This window comes from Mycobacterium sp. E802 (assembly GCF_001666875.1).
Lineage (GTDB): Bacteria > Actinomycetota > Actinomycetes > Mycobacteriales > Mycobacteriaceae > Mycobacterium.
Genome location: NZ_LZJD01000133.1, coordinates 17,127 through 35,537, shown reverse-complemented (window position 1 = coordinate 35,537; position 18,411 = coordinate 17,127). Strand labels below are relative to the sequence as shown.

Annotated in this window: 18 protein-coding genes; 3 read left to right on the top strand and 15 right to left on the bottom strand. The window is 65.7% G+C overall.

The annotated features are described in order from the left end of the window. The 9 genes from A5699_RS19550 to A5699_RS19510 are packed head-to-tail and all read right to left on the bottom strand — an operon-like array spanning position 1 to position 9,145. Positions 1–828 carry a TIGR03619 family F420-dependent LLM class oxidoreductase gene (locus A5699_RS19550; RefSeq protein WP_067772524.1) on the bottom strand — a complete coding sequence of 276 codons (828 nt, stop codon included), beginning with the start codon at positions 826–828 and terminating at the stop codon, positions 1–3. Then, positions 825–1,223, bottom strand: coding sequence for a PaaI family thioesterase (locus A5699_RS19545; RefSeq protein ID WP_067772520.1), 399 nt, complete (start codon positions 1,221–1,223; stop codon positions 825–827). Before A5699_RS19545 ends, A5699_RS19550 begins: the two co-directional genes overlap by 4 nt. Continuing rightward, the gene (locus A5699_RS19540) at positions 1,220–2,347 is read right to left on the bottom strand and encodes an NDMA-dependent alcohol dehydrogenase (RefSeq protein ID WP_067772518.1); all 1,128 of its coding nucleotides are present in this window, start codon (positions 2,345–2,347) and stop codon (positions 1,220–1,222) included. The genes A5699_RS19545 and A5699_RS19540 overlap by 4 nt, the downstream gene beginning before the upstream one ends. Continuing rightward, entirely contained in the window at positions 2,344–3,849 is a 1,506-nt protein-coding gene (locus tag A5699_RS19535; RefSeq protein WP_067772515.1) for a class I adenylate-forming enzyme family protein, read from the bottom strand. Before A5699_RS19535 ends, A5699_RS19540 begins: the two co-directional genes overlap by 4 nt. Continuing rightward, positions 3,842–5,290 carry a class I adenylate-forming enzyme family protein gene (locus tag A5699_RS19530; RefSeq protein WP_369806731.1) on the bottom strand — a complete coding sequence of 483 codons (1,449 nt, stop codon included), beginning with the start codon at positions 5,288–5,290 and terminating at the stop codon, positions 3,842–3,844. The genes A5699_RS19535 and A5699_RS19530 overlap by 8 nt, the downstream gene beginning before the upstream one ends. Next, on the bottom strand, positions 5,277–6,725 hold the full coding sequence (locus tag A5699_RS19525; RefSeq protein ID WP_067772509.1) for a class I adenylate-forming enzyme family protein: 1,449 nt from the start codon (positions 6,723–6,725) through the stop codon (positions 5,277–5,279). The genes A5699_RS19530 and A5699_RS19525 overlap by 14 nt, the downstream gene beginning before the upstream one ends. Beyond that, positions 6,725–7,498, bottom strand: a complete 774-nt coding sequence (locus A5699_RS19520; RefSeq protein ID WP_067772506.1) for an enoyl-CoA hydratase/isomerase family protein — start codon at positions 7,496–7,498, stop codon at positions 6,725–6,727. Before A5699_RS19520 ends, A5699_RS19525 begins: the two co-directional genes overlap by 1 nt. Positions 7,499–7,501: 3 nt before the next feature. After that, positions 7,502–8,317 (bottom strand): enoyl-CoA hydratase/isomerase family protein, encoded by an 816-nt coding sequence (locus A5699_RS19515; RefSeq protein ID WP_067772504.1) that lies wholly within the window; start codon positions 8,315–8,317, stop codon positions 7,502–7,504. 9 nt (positions 8,318–8,326) lie between these two features. Further along, positions 8,327–9,145 carry an enoyl-CoA hydratase/isomerase family protein gene (locus tag A5699_RS19510; RefSeq protein ID WP_067772501.1) on the bottom strand — a complete coding sequence of 273 codons (819 nt, stop codon included), beginning with the start codon at positions 9,143–9,145 and terminating at the stop codon, positions 8,327–8,329. An 85-nt stretch (positions 9,146–9,230) separates the two neighbouring features. Here A5699_RS19510 and A5699_RS19505 point away from each other — a divergent pair, with 85 nt between their 5' ends. The 3 genes from A5699_RS19505 to A5699_RS19495 are packed head-to-tail and all read left to right on the top strand — an operon-like array spanning position 9,231 to position 12,073. Then, positions 9,231–9,986: a FadR/GntR family transcriptional regulator gene (locus tag A5699_RS19505; protein WP_067772498.1), complete on the top strand. Its 756-nt coding sequence runs from the start codon at positions 9,231–9,233 to the stop codon at positions 9,984–9,986. Further along, complete coding sequence (locus tag A5699_RS19500; RefSeq protein ID WP_067772495.1) at positions 9,976–10,845, top strand: enoyl-CoA hydratase/isomerase family protein; 870 nt, start codon at positions 9,976–9,978, stop codon at positions 10,843–10,845. Before A5699_RS19505 ends, A5699_RS19500 begins: the two co-directional genes overlap by 11 nt. A 52-nt stretch (positions 10,846–10,897) precedes the next feature. Next, positions 10,898–12,073: a thiolase family protein gene (locus A5699_RS19495; protein ID WP_067772492.1), complete on the top strand. Its 1,176-nt coding sequence runs from the start codon at positions 10,898–10,900 to the stop codon at positions 12,071–12,073. On the opposite strand, the gene A5699_RS19490 is transcribed toward A5699_RS19495, so the two are convergent. The 6 genes from A5699_RS19490 to A5699_RS19465 all read right to left on the bottom strand — a co-directional run bounded on the left by A5699_RS19490 (position 12,060) and on the right by A5699_RS19465 (position 18,168). Continuing rightward, entirely contained in the window at positions 12,060–12,869 is an 810-nt protein-coding gene (locus A5699_RS19490) for a MerR family transcriptional regulator (RefSeq protein ID WP_067772563.1), read from the bottom strand. The two genes, A5699_RS19495 and A5699_RS19490, sit on opposite strands and share 14 nt — an antisense overlap. Positions 12,870–12,878: 9 nt before the next feature. After that, positions 12,879–14,420 (bottom strand): NAD(P)/FAD-dependent oxidoreductase, encoded by a 1,542-nt coding sequence (locus A5699_RS19485; protein WP_067772490.1) that lies wholly within the window; start codon positions 14,418–14,420, stop codon positions 12,879–12,881. Between the two features lie 17 nt (positions 14,421–14,437). Next, positions 14,438–15,358 carry a reductase gene (locus A5699_RS19480; RefSeq protein WP_067772487.1) on the bottom strand — a complete coding sequence of 307 codons (921 nt, stop codon included), beginning with the start codon at positions 15,356–15,358 and terminating at the stop codon, positions 14,438–14,440. Between the two features lie 45 nt (positions 15,359–15,403). Continuing rightward, complete coding sequence (locus A5699_RS19475; RefSeq protein ID WP_157561343.1) at positions 15,404–16,261, bottom strand: SDR family NAD(P)-dependent oxidoreductase; 858 nt, start codon at positions 16,259–16,261, stop codon at positions 15,404–15,406. Further along, on the bottom strand, positions 16,261–17,247 hold the full coding sequence (locus A5699_RS19470; protein WP_067772560.1) for an alpha/beta hydrolase: 987 nt from the start codon (positions 17,245–17,247) through the stop codon (positions 16,261–16,263). Before A5699_RS19470 ends, A5699_RS19475 begins: the two co-directional genes overlap by 1 nt. 174 nt (positions 17,248–17,421) lie before the next feature. Then, the gene (locus A5699_RS19465; RefSeq protein ID WP_197508336.1) at positions 17,422–18,168 is read right to left on the bottom strand and encodes a TetR/AcrR family transcriptional regulator; all 747 of its coding nucleotides are present in this window, start codon (positions 18,166–18,168) and stop codon (positions 17,422–17,424) included. Positions 18,169–18,411: the final 243 nt, after the last annotated feature.

Genomic DNA, 18,411 nt, shown 5'->3' with positions numbered 1-18,411 from the left:
TCAGAGATCCTCACCGATCGCGTGTAGCGCCGCGAGTTGCTCACAGAAGTGTTCGGCACTGCGCGCCTGCACCGAGCAGTTGGCGACCGTGGCCCCAACCTCACGCAGCCGCTCGAGTCGACGGCGGGTGCCGGACGGGTCGCCGAGCGGATCCAGCGACACGCCGGGGGAGAGGACGACGTCGAAATCGGCGGGTAGCTGGTGGCGGCTGAGGAACTCGGCGATGGTGTCCGGCGAGAGGGCGAAAGGCATCCAACCGGTGCCCCATTCGACTGCCCGCCGTAGCGAGCGCTTGGTGCGCCCGCCCACCCAGACCGACACATCCGTGCGGGGTGCATGCGGTTCGATGGCGAAGCCGTCGACCACCGGCTGCCCCCAGGCGGCGCGCAGGGTGGCAATGTCACGGTCGGCTGCCGTGCCCCGATCGGTCCATTGGGCACCGAGAAGCTCGAACTCCTCGGTGAGCGATCCGACGCCGACGCCGAGGATGACTCTGCCGCCGCTGAGCCGGTCGAGCGTGCCGTAGCTCTTGGCCAGCGCCACCGGATGGTGATAGGGCAGCACGACGACGGCGGTGGCCAACCGGATCTGGCGGGTGCGGGCAGCCAGGAACGACAAGGTGGCCAACGGATCCCAGTACACCGTTCCGCGCACCCCGGCAGCCGAGGCGGGGATTCCGGTGTGCTCGGCACAGGTGAGGTGGTGAAAACCCAGCCGGTCGGCCGCCTCGGCCACCAGTGCCAGCTCGTCGGCGCCGGCGGTTGCCTCCCAGGGCGAGAACTCACCAGGGTGCTGCATCACGATGGGGGTGGAAAGTCCGAGCTTCATGTCGCTGCCTCCTTCACCCGGATCTTCGCAAAGCTGACGGAGGCGACGACGGCCAGGTCGTTGTCGGGCACGGTGAAGATCTCGACCTGGATCACCATGGAGCGCTTGCCGCTGTGCACGAGGCGCGCCACGGCACGCGCGGCGCCGGCGGTGACCGGCCGCAGATAGCGCAGGTTGAGGTCGGAGGTCACCACGCTGTGACCGGGTGGCAACTGGCGCATGGCGAGCTTGCCTGCGGCGGTGTCCACGAGCGTGGCGAGCAGCCCGCCCTGCAGTCCACCGTTGGTGTTGACCACGTGCCGTGCCACCGGAAGCTCGACGACGGCCTCGTCGTCGGAGCCTGGGGCATCCCGATAGCCGATCAGCTCGAACAGTTCGAAGATGTCAGCGGTCATCGGTCGGCATCCGTGTAGCGGATCATGCCGCGAATGTTGCGTCCCTCCAACATGTCCCGGTAGGCGTCGTTGATCTGTTCCAGGCGGTACTCGCGGGTCACCATGTCGTCGAGGTTCAACTCACCGAGCTGGTAGAGCGTCAGCAGATTCGGGATGTCGAATTGCGGATTGCCGCCGCCGAACAGGCTGCCCTGCAGACTTTTCTGCAGCAGGGTCAAACCGGCCAGGTTGAGCGTGGTGTCGTCGTCGACGACGTTGCCCATCGCGGTGAGCACGCACGTACCGCCCTTGGCGGTGAGCTGCATCCACGATTCCACCTGGTCGCCCTCGGTGCGCCCGACGGTGACGATGACCTTGTGACACATTCGTCCGCCGGTGGCAGCGGCGACCCCGGCAAGGGCGGTGGGCATGTCCGGGAAGGCCTCGCGGGCACCGAATTTCAGTGCCTGCTCGCGCTTCCATTCCACCGGGTCGACGGCGAAGATACGGCGGGCACCGGCGATCGCGGCGCCCTGCAGGGCCGCGGTGCCGACACCGCCGATGCCGATGACGGCCACGTCTTCACCGGGCCGGACGTCGGCGCTGCGGACGGCCGAGCCGTATCCCGTGGTCACCCCGCAGCCCACGAGGCAGGCCACCTCGAACGGGATCGACGGGTCGATCTTCACCACGGAGGTTCGGTGCACCACCACGTAGGGAGAGAAGGTACCGAGCAGGGACATGGGGATCACGTTCTGCCCCTTGGTCTGGACCCGGAACGACCCATCGGAGACAGAGGCACCGGCCAACAGGCCCATGCCCAGGTCGCACAGATTGCGTAGGCCGACCTGGCAGGCCGGGCAGCTGCCGCACGAGGGGATGAACGACATCACCACATGATCGCCGACCTGCAGACCCTCGGTGTCCGGGCCGACCTCCACGATCACCCCGGCACCCTCATGCCCGCCCAGGATCGGGAAGTCGGCCATCGGGATGTCCCCGGTCATTAGATGATGATCAGAGTGGCACAAGCCCGCCGTTTCCAGTTGTACCTTCACCTCCCCGGACCGCGGGTCGCCGATCTCGATCTCCTCGATCGACCACGGCTCACCGAAATTCCACACCAGCGCGCCTTTGGTTTTCATTGCCGGACACCTTCTTTCAACATGGCCCGCAGGGCGGAGTTGTCGATCTTTCCGGTGGCGCCGCGCGGCACGGCGTCCTCGTCTTCGAGCAGCGTCCACAACGTGGGCACCTTGAACGAACTCACGGCCGCAGCGGCCGCGGCGCGCACTGACTCGACCGTCAGCCCGTCACCCACCACGACCGCACCGACCCGGTTAATTTGGCCGTCAGGGACATTGACCACATGAGCGGCACGCACGCCGGTAATGGACCGCAGCGCCCGCTGTACTTCACTGGGGTACACGCTGGCGCCCCGGACCTTGAACATGTCGTCGGACCGGCCGCGGTAAAACAGGAACCCATCCTCGTCGAGGTAGCCGAGGTCGCCGGTGGGATAGTAGCCGTCCGGGGTGAACACCTGCTCTCGCGTGCGCCGACAGATACCTCGCATCAGGTGCGGGCCCCGGATCTGGATCACCCCGGTTTCCCCGTGCGGCAGTGGTGTTCCGGTGTCGGTGTCGACGATGCGGACGTCCATACCGTCGAACGGCTTGCCGCAGCTGCCCCACGCCGTCTCCGGCATATCGGTGTCGGCCCGGAATCCACAGTAGGGGCCGAACGACTCGGTCATGCCCAACAACGATGCCCGCGCCCCGGGGCGCGACCGTAGGCCCGCCGGCAACAGCGCCTCGAGACTGCCGGGTTGCAACCTGCTCAAATCTGCGGAATGCGCGTGACGGGCCAGCGCCTCGGCCTGCTCGGGCCAACCGCGGAAAAGTGTGACGCGTTCGCGTTGCAGCAGGGCCAGAGTCGAGTCCGGCCGTGGGATCGGCTCGGTGACCAGGGTGGCCCCGGCCATCAGGGCGGTGAGGATGCCTGCGCCGAAACCCCCGACCCAGAAGAACGGCATGGGCAAATACAGCCGGGTGTCAGCTGTGACACACCGTGCGTGCAGCCCAGATCGCACGGCACCCAGGGCGTTTCGGTGCGAATGTACGGTGCCCTTCGGCGCTCCGCTGCTCCCGGAGGTGAACATGATCACCATCGGGTCGCTTTCGCGCACTCGGTCAGCCAGCGCATTGGCGGCGTCGCGTGGTCCGGTGAACGCCAGTGCCTGCGCGGTGGTCCACACGGCACGCAGCGCGGGCAACTGATCCGGCTGTACCGGGTAGCGCTGGCCCCGGAACTCCTCGACCGATACCAGGAACTGCACCGATGCCATGCGAAGTTGTGCGGCCAGTTCACCGGGGCGCAACAGGGTACTCAACGGCACCAGGATTGCGCCGATCCGCATCAGCGCCACGGCGATGCGGACCCAGTCCACCCCGTTGGGCATGATGAGGCCAACGCGCGACCCCTTGGTGACGCCGGCTGCGATGAACCCGGCAGCTAATGCTGCGGTGTCGGAGTCGAGTTCGGCATAGGCAAGCCGGGATGCGGGGTCGATCACCATGGGCTTGTCTGCCATCACCGTCGCGTTCGCGCGTACGACGGCGTCTACGGTCAGAGTCGGGTCAGCCATCGAACAGTCCGGCCAGGGCGGGATAATCGATTTTGCCGCTCGACAACACGGGTATCTCGTCGCGTGGTATCACCGCGAACCGGCGCGGCACCTTGTAGGCCGACAACCGGGTTCGCAGTGCCCGACGAACCTCGTCCTCGTCGAATCGCGACGCGTCGTCCAGCGCCACGACGGCGGCCACGCTCTGCCCTCGTTCGGGATCAGGCAGTCCGATCACATGTGCCGAATAGCCGAGCGCCGCCAACGCCTTCTCGACTTCGCCGGGTGTGACGTTGGCGCCGGCGGTCTTGATCATCGACCCGGCCCGGCCGAGAAAGTAGACATGGCCGTCGTCGTCGACGCGCACCAGATCCCCGGTGTGGAACCAGCCGTCGGCATCGAAGCAGTCCTCGCGGTGGCGCCCGTAGTAGCCCTGCATGAGATACGGTCCGCGCACACACAATTCACCCGACGGCAGCACCTTCGTCTCGAACCCGGGTGCCGGCCGGCCGTAACTGCCGCGCCGATGTTCGGGCTGATCGCCCTCGTCAGCGTCGATCAACACCACGCTGCCGGTCTCGGTCATGCCCAGCATGTTGTGCCGTAGCTCTGGATCGGCGGGCCGGGAGTCGGGCGTCATGATCGGATACAGATTGCCGCGGCGCGCTGAAAACGTCCGGTCCGGGTAGCTGGGGTGCCGGGTCAGCTCGGTGATGCCGGCCACGAAACCATTGGTGACGGTGGGCTTCTCGGCGTCCAGCAGATCGAGGGTGGCGCCGGCGTCCTCGGCGGTCGAGCAGATCAAGGTGGCACCGGCAGTCATGGTGGCCAGCAGCCCGAACGCGAATCCGCCGATCCAGAAGAACGGGGAATTGCAGAACAACCGGTCAGTGGCAGTGAGACCGCGGATCTCGTTGAGACTTCTTTGATGCGCCAGCAGGCCGCCGTGCGTGTGCACGACGCCTTTGGGTGCGCCCGTGGAGCCCGACGTGTAGATGATCGCCAACACGTCAGATTCGTCGACGTCATCCTCCAACCCGGCCAGGTCTGGCCCGTCGGCGTGCGGCAGGTCGAACAGCACGTGCCGCAGGCACGGGGCCTTGACCCCGTCCAGGCGCTGCACATAATCGTGGTTGCGATAACTCCGCGCCGACAACAGGATCGCAGTATCGCTGTCGAGCAGTTGATGAGTCAGCTCGGTGGCGGTAAGGAACGTCGAATACGGCACCACCACCGCCCCGATTCGCGAGGCGGCCAGCATCGCCACCACGAAATCAATCCCGTTCGGGTACAGCAGCCCGACGTGCGTACCTTTGCCCGCGCCGAGGCGGATCAGCCCGCGCGCCACCGAGGCCGAACGGCGTTCGGCCTCGGTGTAGCTGATCCGGTCACCGCCGCAGATCAACAGCGGATGCTCAGTGCATCCGCGCAGGAGTCCGGGAACGGTGTCAGGCACTGGCAGAGAAGTACTCCCGTATGGCACCGAGATCGGCCTTGCCCGACGGAGTGCGGGGGATGGTGTCGACGATGGCGATCTTTGTGGGGACCTCGTATCGGGCCAGCCGACCCTGCAGGTAATCGGTCAATTCGGCCGCCGGGGCCGGCCCGCGCAACTCGACCATGGCCACCGGGGTCTCACCCAGTCGGTCATCGGGCATACCGATCACCGCCGCGCCCAGGACGGCGGGATGGCTTTCCAAAGCGGTGCGGACATCATCGGGCATCACCTTGAACCCGCCGCGGATGATGGCCTGGTCGGCGCGACCGAGAATCCAAACGAACCCGTCGGCGTCGATGCGGGCCAGGTCGGTCGTGCGCAACCAGTCGGCATCGGCGTCGAACTGCGCCGGTTTGACCTCCAGCAAGCCCTTTTCGCCTGCCGGAAGAACGGCGCCATCGGAGTCGACGACGCGTAGCTCGGCACCGGGATTGGCTCGGCCGACGCTGCCGCGTTTGTCTTTCCAGTACTTCTGGTGGTCGGTCAGTGTCCAACTGGCCACTCCACCGCCGAACTCGGTGGCGGCATACGACGTGAGCACCGGGATGCCGAACTTCTCGGTGAACGCGTCGGCGTCGTCGGCCGACAGCGGGGCGGTGCCGGAGGTGACAGCGCGAATCCCCGCCAGATCGTCGCGGGTGAGATCGGAGTGCAGCACCATGCGCAGCGCGGCGGGCACCAGTGACACCGCCTTGGGGTGATGCTCCCGGACGGCATCGGCCCAGCGTCGCAGTTCGAACTTGGGCAGCAGCACGAACGGCCGCGCCTCGGCGATGCACAGCAACACCCGGAACACCCCACCGACATGCACCAGCGGTGAGTTGACGATCGCCACCCCGCGGCGCAATTCAGTGGGCGCCGCGGCATTCTCGGGATCACGGCCGATCACGCTGCGGGCCAGCATGTCGTAGGTGAGGTCGACGCGTTTGGGTGGCCCGGTGGTACCGCTGGTCAGCATCCACACCGCCACGCCGGGACGGCCCGCGTCGGCCGCTGGGCTCGGGGCCGGCGTGACCTCGGGCTCGGTGTCGAGATCGCGGATGGCCACCGTCGTCGTTGTGGGGGAGGGCGTGGCCAGGGTGGCGAGATCGTCTGCCAGGCCGATCAACACCGGCAGGGCCAGGGCTTCGACGTCGGCTCGGGTCCGCTCGTCACCACGCGAGGGATTGATCACGACCACGGTGCCACCGGCGGCCAACACGCCGAGAAGTGCTGCCACATGGGCGGGTTGGTTGCGCAGCATGATCCCCACCCGGGTGCCGGCCGATACCGCACCGATGCGCCGGGCCAGGCTGGCAAGTTGACCCCAGGTGACCCAGTCGCCGTCGTATTGGATCGCGCGGGCAGTCGGCTCCAAGTCGAGCACATAGGAGATGCGTTGCGAGAGCGGATGAGTCATCACCGGATCCAGGGCTTGTTCTTAGTCAGCGGGCGCTCGGCCAACTCGGACTTGGCGATCGGGTTGCCCAGCCGGGTGTAGATCAGCCCCTGGTCCATGGCGGCCCGGTACGGCTTGTCCAGGGATTCCCAGATGGCCTTGACTGTGCCCTGGGTGGCGGTCGGCGGTTTGGCGGCGATGCTCGCCGCGATCTCGTGCGCGCGATCCCAGAGCTCGTCGCGGGCCACCACCTCGGTGACCAGACCGATCCGCAGCGCAGTCTCCGCGCTGACGCGTTCGTCGTTACCCATCAACGCCATTCGCAACGTGTCGCCGAGTCCCACCCGACGCATCAGCCCGATGGGCTCGAGGGCCGAGACCAGTCCCGCGCTGACGTGCGAGTCGAAGAAGGTGGCCTCTTCCGAGCAGATCACGACGTCGGCCTCGTTGACGAAGTACAACGCACCGGCGGTGCACATGCCCTGTACCGCGCACACCACGGGCTTCCACATCTTCTGCCACTTCGGGCTGAGAAGCTCACCTGGATCCTCGTGGTTCCAGACGATCTCGGGTTGCCCGTAACTGGACTTGACGTCCAACCCGGCGCTGAACGCCCGGTCGCCGGCCGCCCGCAGTACGACGGCGTTGATGCCCTCGTCCTCCTTGATGGCATGCCAGGCATCGCGCATCTCGTGGCACATGGTGCGGTTGAACGAGTTCAACGACTCGGGCCGGTTGAGGGTCACCGTAGCAACGCGAGCGTCGTGGTCCCGATCGAGCAGGATCGTGTCCATGGCTTACCGCGCCTGCCAGTTGGGCTTGCGCTTCTCCACAAACGCCCGCGGGCCTTCCAGCGCGTCCTCGGTGCGCACCACGCGCTCGCGGAAGGTCTCGGCCAGAATCTCGCCCTCGTGTAGCGGCAGGTCCAGGGTCTTGTGAATGGCCAACCGGGTGCCCCGAACGGCCAGCGGCGCATTGAGACACACCGTGTCGGCGATCTCGTGGGCACGTTCCAGCAGCTTGCCGTGTTCCACGATCTCGGTGATCAGTCCGAGCTCGTAGGCCCGTTCGACGGTCATCCGCTCGTGCTTGCCCATCAACGCCATCCGTAGCGCCACCGAACGCGGCAGCGCGCGGGCGAGCCGCACCATCTCCCGGGCGGCCACCAGGCCGATGCTCACGTGCGGGTCGAAGAACGTGGCCTGGTCCGAGGCGATCACGATGTCGCCGGTGGTGACCCAATCCAGTCCGGCGCCACAGCAGATCCCGTTGATCGCCACGACGACCGGTTTGGCCATCGTGCGAAACGGCGGAGTGCCTTCCTGGGGTGCCTCCCACTGCTCGTAAGTGGACAGGTAGGGCCGCTCGTTGACGACCTTGCCGTCGCCGGGTATCTCTTTCACGTCGGCTCCGGTGCAGAACGCCCGGCCGGTGGCGGTGACGATCATCAACCAGACGTTGTCGTCGTTCTCGGCTTCGGCGTAGGCCGCCCGCAACTCGGTGATCATGTGTGGCGACAGCGCATTGAGCGCCTCGGGCCGGTTCAAGGTGATGGTGGCCTTGTGGCCGTCCACCTCGTATTTGATGGTGTCGTAGGTGACAGACGCAGTCATGTGTTCCCCTTATCGGCCTCGGAAGTCCGGGTCGCGGCGTTCCCGGAACGCGGCCAGGCCTTCTTTGAAATCGGTGGTACGGCAGGAGAGTTCCAAATTGGACAGTTCCTGGTTCATGGTCTGATTCAGGCTCGCGTGCTGACCGAAGGCGATGGCCTGTTTGGCCAGACCGATCGCCACAGTGGGGCCGGCGGCGAGCCGGGCCAGCAGCTCCTCTGTGGCGGTGTCGAGGTCAGGGGCGGGTACCGCGGAGTGGATCAAACCCCAGTCGGCGGCCTGTGCGCCGCTGACCTTCTCGCCCAACAGCAACATGCGCTTGGCGCGGGCAACTCCCGCCAGCCGCGGCAAAAGCCAGCTCGCCCCGGAGTCGGGGGTGAACCCGCGGCTCATGAACGGTTCCCAGAACGTCGCCCCGGTGTCGGCGATCGTGAAGTCGGCGGCCAGCGCCAGATTGCAGCCAAGGCCTACCGCCCAGCCCCGCACCGCGCAGGCCACCGGTAGCTGGATGGTGGCGACCAGTTCGATGATCCGGTGCGCGGTGTGCGGGATCCGACGGACCAGATCGCCGGTGCGGGGCCGTTCTCCACTGCTGTTGGTGGCAACCCAGTCCGCCCCGGTGCAGAAGTGCTCGCCGGAGCCGGTGATCGCGATCGCCCGCAACGAGTCATCGTAGGCGGCCGCCGACAGGGCGGCCACGAGAGTGTCGACCATGTTGTGGTTCAACGAGTTTCGTCGTGACGGCCGATTCAGGGTGATGCGAAGGACGGCACCGTCGCGCGACGTCGATATCGCCTCGTCGCTCATCAGAAACCCGCCTCCCAAAGCCATACAGTTGCCCATACAGTAGACGATGCGATTACTATCCTGTACAAGTTAGCAAGGAAAGACCGTCGGCGGAACAGTGGAGGGCAGGGTGCCGGCACATCGGATACGTCAACCTCGGGTGGCCGAGATCGTGGCATCCAAGCTGCGCGACGACATCCTGTCCGGCCGCCTGCGGGAGGGGGACGTCCTGCCCACCCAGGAGAGTCTGTTCGGTGAGTTCGGGGTCAGCCCACCTGCATTGCGCGAAGCCATCCATCTGTTGGAGACCGACGGGTTGATCTCGGTACGCCGTGGAAACGTCGGCGGCGCGGTGGTGCAGATGCCCTCGGCCGACCGCACCGCCCACACGATCGGCATGGTCCTGCAGACCCGGTCCGCCACGCCCGCCGACGTGAGCGAGGCTCTCCTGCATCTGGAGCCGATCTGCGCCGGGATGTGTGCTGCTCGGGAGGACCGTGCGACCGAAGTGGTTCCGTTTCTGCAGGCCGAGATCGACCTGCAGACCGCGCAATTCGACGATCTGTCGCACTACGTACCCAATGCCCGACGCTTTCACGAGGCGTTGGTGTCCCGTTGTGGCAACGAGCCGATGATCCTGCTGATCGGTTCGTTGGAGTTGATCTGGTCGGCGCACGAATCGTCGGTGTGGGGGGACGATGTCGATCAGGAGACGATGCGCGCCGCATTGCGCGATCACCAGCGGCTGCTGGACGCGATCGCCGAAGGAAACCCGGCCCGGGCGACCAAGCTCGCCGCCGACCACCTGACCGCCGCACGGCGCACCACGCTGGCCGCCGGTTACGACAAAACCATTGAAGCGAGGCTGATTTCGAATGACAGATGACCGCGTGCTCTTCGAGGTCGACGACGATCACCGGATCGCCACCATCACGCTGAACAACCCGAAGCAGCGCAACTCCTACGACGCCGCGATGCGCGACGAGCTGGCCCGCCACCTCGACGTCGCGGCGGACGACGATGACATCACCGTAGTGCTGCTGCGCGGCGCCGAGGGAGTGTTCAGTACCGGTGCGGACATGAACAATGCCTACGGCTGGTATGGCGACGGTAAGAAAGAAGAGCAGAAGAAGTCACGTCCCAGCCAGCGGCGGCGTCTCACCGTGGACCGCAAGTCCTTTGGCTTCTATCACAACTTCATGGGATTCCCGAAGGTCACCGTGGGGGAGATCAGCGGCTACGCGCTCGGCGGCGGATTCGAGATGGCGCTGATGACCGACATCTCCGTCATCGCCCGCGACACCAAGATCGGGATGCCGGCCGCGCGGTTCCTCGGCCCGGCGCTCGGAAGCCTGCACATGTTCTTCCACCGCCTCGGTCCGGTGCTGGCCCGGCGGCTTCTACTCACCGGCGACATCATCGAGGCCGGTGCCGTCGAACATCTGGGCATCTTCACCGACACCTGTGCCGCCGACCAGGTGACGGCGCGGGCGCAGTACTGGGCGACCAAGGCGGCCAAGATGCCCGCCGACGGGGTGGTGATCGCCAAGGAGGCCTTCCGACTGGTCGAACAGAGCCAGGCCTACCAGGGCGAAGAAGTGGCCAGCTACCTCTTCCACGCCTACGGCACCAATTTGCAGTTCTCACCCGGCGAGTTCAACTTCGTCAAGACCCGGGCCCAACACGGCACCAAGGAGGCGTTCCGGCTGCGTGACGAGCATTTCCACGTCCCGGAACCGCAGTGAACCGGACTCCTGGTACGTTTACACAAGCACTCGATATCGTAAAGGTGGAACCATGCCAACACCCGTCATCGTGGGCGCTGCCCGCACTGCGATCGGCCGCTCCTTCAAGGGGACGCTGGTCAACACGCCGCCCGAAGATCTGCTCGTCCCGGTCCTGGCTGAGGTTGTTCGCCGGGCCGGTATCGCCCCGGAGGCGATCGATGATCTGATCATCGCCGAATCGAACTACGGCGGCGGCGATCTTGCCCGCTACGCCGCTGACATCCTCGGCTGGCAGTCGGTACCGGGTCAGGCCGTCAACCGGCACTGCGCGGGCAGCTTGACCGCGATCGGCAATGCATCCGCGCAGATCGGTTCCGGCATGGAGCGCGTGTTGATTGCCGGTGGCGTGCAGTCGCTGTCCATGACGCCGCTGACCAACTGGCGGATCCCCGGGCCGGAGCTCAAGTTCGAGGAGCGCTGGATGACGCCCACGCACGTGGAGACGCCGGATGCCCCTATGCGCGACATGTCGATCACCGTCGGCTGGAACACCGCCCAGTCGGCCGGGCTGACCCGCGAGGACATGGACGCGTGGGCCGCCCGGTCACATCAGCGCGCGATTGCCGCGATCGACGCCGGCAAGTTTGTCGACGAGATCGTCCCACTCAAGATCACCCAGCCCGACGGCTCGGTCACCGAGTTCAATGTCGACGAGCATCCGCGTCGCGGCACCACCGTCGAGAAGCTCGCCGAACTCAAGGTCCTGCATCCGGAGATCGAAGGTTTCTCCATCACCGCGGGCAACAGCAGCGGCACCAATGATGCTGCCGCTGCTGTCGCCCTCGTCGATGCCGACTATGCCGCGGCCGAGAAGCTGGACGTCCTGGCCACGGTCAAGGCCTGGGCCGCGGTCGGGGTCGCGCCGCGCGACACCGGCCTGGGCGGCGTCAAGGTGATCGGCAAGGTCTTGGACCGGGCCGGGCTCAAGCCGTCGGATGTGGCGCTGTGGGAGATCAACGAGGCCTTCGCCTCGGTGCCGATCGCCGCGGTCCGCGAGTACGGGCTCGATGAGGAGTTGGTGAACTTCTCCGGCAGCGGCTGCAGCCTGGGACACCCGATCTCGGCATCGGGCGCCCGCATGGTCACCACGCTGGTCTACGAACTGAAGCGCCGCGGTGGCGGCATCGGTGTCGCCGCGATGTGCGCCGGCGGTGGCCAGGGCGGCGCAGTCGTCATCGAGGTTTAGCGCGTTTGGCGTGCGCCCGATGGGGAGGATCCGCTGTGGTCTCCCCATCGGGTTCCGCCTTGCCCGCTGCTTGATAGTCGTCCAACTCCGCGCGGACGGCTTCGTCGAACGCGCGGTCCAGGCTCGCGTGGGCGAGTCGTCGGGCCGCCCTGCGCATGGTGTCCACCAGGTCCGCGGCCCAGGCGAGTTCGGAATCATTGGTGGGTAGCCAGCCAGGCCCCCGCTGGCGGACCACTTCGGTATGCCCCCCGCGGGTCATCTCGCGCGCTGCGGCATCGAGCTTCTTGTCAACCGCCGCACTGGTTTTCAGAAGAATGTCGAGCGGCATTCCGCGGGCGACGAGTGAGGCGAAGTCATCGACGAGCCGCACATCGGTGACCGAGTAGACGTTCTCCTCGGCCGTCGGTGCGATCAGGCCCTGGTTGGTCAGTCGTCGCAGCATCGTCGGGTCCAGCTCACCGAGCCGCTCTTCGAGTTCATCGAGGGACATGGTGCGCGGCTCGGGGTGCGACCACGGCGCGGTGACCAACTCTTCGAGATCGGAAAGATCCAGGACGTCGACGAGGTTCTGACCGCGCTGCAAGCCGGTCAGGAACTTCGTGATGTGCTTGAGGGTGAAGCCCTCACCGAGCAATCGGGTGATGGCGCGCAGTTGCCGCAGATGGCGATCGGTGTAGATGGCCACCCTGCCCCGACGCTGGGGCCGGGGCAGGAGCCCGTTGTCCTGGTAGACGCGCACGTTCCGGGTTGTTGTCCCCGCCTCCCGAGCGAGGTCGTCAATCCGATACTCGGTCACCACGAAATCCTATCCGGTGGGCAGGGGATCGGCGCTGACCTGCGCCACGGCGCTCTCGTTGTCGCGGCCCGCCGCGGTCTCACTGTCCCGGCGTGCAGTGATCTTGTAATCGTGCAGGTTCACCGTCTTGAGCTGATTGACGTACTGCGTGGCGAACCCCGGGTACATGGTCGCGTTGAAACCGTCCTCGGTCAGGTACCAGCTCTGGCAACCGGAATTCCACGTCGTCGACTGCAGACGGCGTTGGATGTCCTCGTTGTAGCGGTCCTGGGCTTCCGGGCGGACATCCAGTGACTTCCAGTCGTACCGCAGAACAGTGGAGATCGCCTCGACGATGTAGTTGATCTGGGCTTCCATGTACACCAGGGCGGAACTGTGTCCGGGCCCAGAGTTCGGACCGAACGTGAAGTACAGATTGGGGTAACCCGATACTGCGACGCTGCGGTAGGCGTAGGCACCACGACTCCATTCGGCGGCCAGCTCCCGCCCGTCGATGCCGGTGATCGCGAATGGCGTGCCGGTCTTGCAGACATCGAAGCCGGTGGCGAACACGATGCAGTCGAATTGATGCTCGATGCCCTCGACGGTGCGAATCCCGTTGGGAGACAGGCGCGCAATCGGCCATGTCACGAGCTTGCAGTTGTCGGATTGCAGGGCGGGGTAGTACTCGCTGGTCATCAGCAGTCGCTTGCACCCGGCGGAGAAATCCGGGGTGAGCTGTCGCCGCAACCACGGATCCTTCACCTGCAGACGTAGATTGGCGATGCTGACCGCCTCGACGACGCGGGTGAACGGGCTGTCCCACACCACGCCGAGGGCGACCGACTCGTGCCCCCAGTACCAAGCGCTGCGCATGAGGCTCTGGGTGAGCGGAAGCGTTCGGTAGAGACGCTTGAGCCAGCTGCTGGTCGGGGTGTTGACCCTCGGCAGCACCCACCCTGGGGTGCGCTGGAAGACCTTGACCGATTTGGCCGTCTTCACCAGCTCCGGCACGATCTGCACTCCGCTGGCACCGGTCCCGATCACCGCGACCCGTTTGTCCGTGAAATCGTAGTCGTGGTCCCAACGGGCGCTGTGAATCTTGTGGCCCTCGTAGGTATCGATGCCCGGGATGTTCGGGAAACTGGCGTTGGCCAGGGGGCCGGAGGCGACGATGACGTTCCGGGCCCGCACCGGGTCCCGGCCGTCCAGCTCCACGGTCCACTCACCGGCAACCGCATCGTAGGAGACACCGACGACGGTGTGGCCGAACCGGATCTTCGGTGCCAGACCGGACGATTCGACCATGCCGTCGATGTACTCGAGGATCTCCGCACTGCCGGAATAGGTGTGCGACCAATCCGGGTTGGCCGCGAAACTGTACGAGTACAACCGGGACGGGATGTCGCAGGCTGCACCGGGATAGGTATTGTCGCGCCAGGTCCCGCCGACGCGGGTATCGCGCTCGAATATCACGAAGTCGTCGACGCCCTGGGCCGCCAGGCGGATGGCCGCGCCGATGCCGGCGAATCCGGCGCCGATGATGGCAACAGACGTGGAAGAAGAAGTCATCTCGTCGATTGGTCCCTTCAGGCGACGGGTTCGTAGGTCAGTTCCTGCGACCAGGTCGGGGTGTTCTGGACCAAAGACATCGGGATCACGCCGGTGATCTTGACCAGGGAATCGGCCAGCCAGTGATACTTGGAGGTCCGGTCGATCACCTTGCGGCTCTGCCACGAGATGATCCGGTACATCGGCAGGCGCCGGGCGAATTCGCTTCGCTCGCCGACACTTTGGAATCTACGCATCGCCTGGTACAGCCGGTCCTCGTTGACGCCCATCTCGACGATGTTGTCGCGCATCTTGTTCAGCAACGGGAAGTAGCTGAGCACACCGACCAGGAAGGTGGGCTTGATCCACCCGCCCACCAGCTCGATGAGCAGCTTGCGCATATCGGCATGGCCCAGTATGTCCATCACCTCGAAGTCGACGGCCAGGTGTCGGGACTCATCGGAGTTGATCCGCTTGAACACCTCCTGGGCCACCGGATCCTTGACCTCGTCGGTGATGAACTTGATGAGTGCCCCGTCCAGTGCCACCTCGAGCATGGGGATGACTGTGCCGAGGAACGTCAGCCCCATTCCGTCCGAATGTTTGTCGAGCCAGTTGATGACCAGTTGGACGTTGACGTTCGGCGGTGGGATCTCGTCGTTTTCGAGCATGCCCCATCTGCGCATCAAGGCCAGCTCGGCGTTGGCGTGCTTCTGCTCTTCGGCGTGGAAATGCTCGTAGATGCTCTTGAGGGTCGGATTCGGTGCTTTCTTCGCCAGGGCGGCAAAGCCCCGGGCGCCGACGTTCTCGATCCACATCAGGTCGGTCATGAACGGCTTGAGCTTGGCATGCAGCTCGGGCTCGATCAGCTCGGCTCCCGGTGCGTCCCAGTCGATGTCGACCAGGGCCCACTGCCGGTCCTTGATCATCTGCAGCATGTTGTCGAGATCCATCGCCATGGTGCGTCCCTTCTCGAAATAGCGGTTCAGTTGTGTCCGGAGGCGTCAGTCTTTGGGTAGAACGCGGCCGAGCAATCCGGCGCCGCGGACATAGAGACCGGGGAAGTGCCGCTTCAGGTGCCAGATGACGGTGGCGTCGATCTGGGGCACCACGTAGAGCCGGCCGGCGTCGTGGGCGTCGAGGGTGCGGGCGGCCACGTTGTCCGGCGACAGTCCGGTCCACCGGGCGAGTTGCTGGCTGAGATTCATGGAGCCGGGCGTGATGCGGCCGTCCTGAAAGACGTTGGTCTTCACGAACGTCGGGCACAGCACCGTGACCGCGACACCTGCACCGGCAAGCTCGGCGGCCAGTGTCTCCGACAGTGACATCACGCCCGCCTTGGAGACGTTGTACGGAGCCATCGACGGGGCGGCGGCGAATCCCGCGGCCGAGGCCACGTTGATGATCCCGCCGCGGCCGGCCTCGCGCAGGATGGGTGTGAACACCTCACACCCGTACACCACCCCCCACAGGTTGATTCCGAGCGCCCAGTCCCAGTCTTCGAATCCGATGGCGCCGACGGGCTTACCGCCGACACCGACGCCGGCGTTGTTGATCACCAGCGTCGGTGGGCCGCCGAAGACGCTGTTGGCTTGCTTGGCCAACTGCTCGATCGCGCTGCGATCCGATACGTCGCAGACCACCGCGTGGCCCTTCCCGGTGGGAAGTTCACCGATCAGCTCCACCGTCTCGTCCGCCCGGTCACCATCGATATCCGCGCAGACGACCTCGCCACCCCTCCGGGCGAGCTCGAGCGCGAACGATCGGCCGATGCCGCTACCTGCACCGGTCACCACCGACTTCGCGTTGGTGCAGCGCCGGTCACCGCGAAACGCGTTGAGCAGCATGTCGATTCCGAACATCAGGACACCTCCATGTGGGTATCGGGCTTCCTCAGGGCGGAGGAGATGAACCATGCTGCCCGGCGCAGCGCCAGTCCGGCTTCGGGTGCCAGTCGTGGCAAGGCCTGGAACACATGCACCATGCCAGGCCAGACTTCGAGGATGCTCGTCCCGCCAGCCTTTCTCACCTCGGCGTCGAGGTGGCGCGCGTCCGCGCTGAGCATTTCGAACTCGCCCACCTGGATCAGCATGGGCGGCAGGCGATCTGCTTTTCGGAAGGAAAGGCGCAGCCGCGGCTGATCGGGGTTCTGGGCTGTGGTGTAGAGACGGACCAGTTCCCGCGCGGCGATGGCGGACATGGCCGGATCGCGTCGCACCGTTTCCTGTTGCAGTGCGAGCTCCATGGTGAGGTCGATCAGTGGAGAGAACAGCACCACCGCGGCGGGCTGGAAACCGGGTTCGTCGGCATGCTCGAGCAGCAGGTCGCAGGTGAGGTGTCCACCGGCGGAGTCTGCCGCGATCACGACATCGGATGCGGCATATCCCTGATCGAGCAACCAGCGATAGCCGGACTCGACGTCTTCGGCGGCAGCGGGGAATCGGTGTTCGGGTGCCAATCGGTAGTCGACCGAGAAGAACGGCATGCCGGTGGCCTCGGACAGCTGTGCCACGAGCTTGCGGTGTGTCCGCGCCGAGCAGATCACGTACGCGCTGCCATGCACGTAATACCCAGCGCGTGTGCCGAACTCCACGCCGGGCCCGAGCACCCATTCGCCACGGACGCCGCGCTGGCGGACCGGGACAACCCTGGTGCCGTCGGGCATCGTTCCCAATGTCCCCATGATGGTGGCGATCAGCCCGCGGGAAAACCACACCCCGGAACGATTCATCGGGATGACGCCGGTGAGATTGCCCAACGTCCACCGAGTGATGGCCGCCGCGACCACGGCACGCCGGGAACGCTCGGTGGGCACCGCCGGTAGGTCGGGTGAGGCAACTGCAGTCACGCGGTTCACGTCACCACAGACTGTTACATTTGTCAATGTAACAATAGGCGATGACGCAACCGATCGAGTGAGTCTGGCGGAGCACGAAAACGCCCGGACGAGAGCAGGTCCGGGCGACGTGGGTTGGTGAAAGTGCCAGAAGCAGCCGGGATGCGGCTCCAGGTCAGAAGGCGCCTACTTGCGCTTACCTTTCGCGGCCTTGCCGGCGTTGGCGTCGATCCGGGCGGCCGCATGGTCGAGAATGCATTCCAGGCCGTACTCGAAGTTCTTCTCGTCGGCCGCCCCGATGCGGTGGCCCTCGCTGGTGACCTGCGCCAGCAGTGGGGTCACCTCGGGATCGATGACCATGCTCTCTTCGTAATAACCCGGCGCGTTGTCGTCGGCCCGATTCTTCTCGTAGAGCCGGTGCAGCACGACCGATCCGCGCACGTGCACCGACACCGCCGAATAGGTGTCGAAGGCGTCCTCGACCGACAGTCCGGCTTCCACCAGGCCCGAGATCGCGGTTTCCATTTCCTGGACGCCCAGGCGGGCGGCGCGGGGGCTCAGCGCGGACCGGATGAGAATGAGGTCACACAGAATCGGATTGGCGATGAAGGCTTTTCGCATCGTCCTGGCGTGGTTGGCCAGTGACTCGCGCCAATCCTTGGCCTCGACATAGGGGGTGGCCACGACGAACTCGCGCAGGGCGCGGTCGGTCATCGCGTTGAGCAGGTCGTCCTTCTTGCGGAAGTACCAGTAGATGCTCGTGACGCCGACGCCCAGATGTTTGCCCAGAAGCGGCATGCTGAGGTTGTCGATCGAGACCTGTTCGGCGAGTTCGAAGGCGCCCTTGATGATGTCGTCGGGATTGATGGACCCGCGTTCGCGCCGTTGGCGTTTCTCCGCGGTCGGTTGCTTTGCCACTGCGGGCACCTCCATCGAAGTCGATACTGTCCGAGCCGTCCCTGCGCCGCGGGTCAATCGCAGGTGAATTTACCGTCGGCTACCACTTGAACTGCGCCTATGCGCGCGTGTCGCGGGGGCTTGTCGCTGTCAACCTTACCGGTAGCCCTTCTGTGTGTGCCGTTCAGCGTGGGTGCCGCGGCGTCGCTCGGCTATCGCCGGCGAGCCGCCATCGCAGTACTGTAATCCCTATAGTAGGCTTTTCGGCGGTTATTGGGC

Excerpts from the sequence above, each read along its gene's own strand:
- A5699_RS19550 (WP_067772524.1), bottom strand. The coding sequence starts at position 828 with ATGAAGCTCGGACTTTCCACCCCCATCGTGATGCAGCACCCTGGTGAG.
- A5699_RS19545 (WP_067772520.1), bottom strand. The coding sequence starts at position 1,223 with ATGACCGCTGACATCTTCGAACTGTTCGAGCTGATCGGCTATCGGGAT.
- A5699_RS19540 (WP_067772518.1), bottom strand. The coding sequence starts at position 2,347 with ATGAAAACCAAAGGCGCGCTGGTGTGGAATTTCGGTGAGCCGTGGTCG.
- A5699_RS19535 (WP_067772515.1), bottom strand. The coding sequence starts at position 3,849 with ATGGCTGACCCGACTCTGACCGTAGACGCCGTCGTACGCGCGAACGCG.
- A5699_RS19525 (WP_067772509.1), bottom strand. The coding sequence starts at position 6,725 with ATGACTCATCCGCTCTCGCAACGCATCTCCTATGTGCTCGACTTGGAG.
- A5699_RS19520 (WP_067772506.1), bottom strand. The coding sequence starts at position 7,498 with ATGGACACGATCCTGCTCGATCGGGACCACGACGCTCGCGTTGCTACG.
- A5699_RS19515 (WP_067772504.1), bottom strand. The coding sequence starts at position 8,317 with ATGACTGCGTCTGTCACCTACGACACCATCAAATACGAGGTGGACGGC.
- A5699_RS19510 (WP_067772501.1), bottom strand. The coding sequence starts at position 9,145 with ATGGCTTTGGGAGGCGGGTTTCTGATGAGCGACGAGGCGATATCGACG.
- A5699_RS19500 (WP_067772495.1), top strand. The coding sequence starts at position 9,976 with ATGACAGATGACCGCGTGCTCTTCGAGGTCGACGACGATCACCGGATC.
- A5699_RS19495 (WP_067772492.1), top strand. The coding sequence starts at position 10,898 with ATGCCAACACCCGTCATCGTGGGCGCTGCCCGCACTGCGATCGGCCGC.
- A5699_RS19485 (WP_067772490.1), bottom strand. The coding sequence starts at position 14,420 with ATGACTTCTTCTTCCACGTCTGTTGCCATCATCGGCGCCGGATTCGCC.
- A5699_RS19480 (WP_067772487.1), bottom strand. The coding sequence starts at position 15,358 with ATGGCGATGGATCTCGACAACATGCTGCAGATGATCAAGGACCGGCAG.
- A5699_RS19475 (WP_157561343.1), bottom strand. The coding sequence starts at position 16,261 with ATGTTCGGAATCGACATGCTGCTCAACGCGTTTCGCGGTGACCGGCGC.
- A5699_RS19465 (WP_197508336.1), bottom strand. The coding sequence starts at position 18,168 with ATGGAGGTGCCCGCAGTGGCAAAGCAACCGACCGCGGAGAAACGCCAA.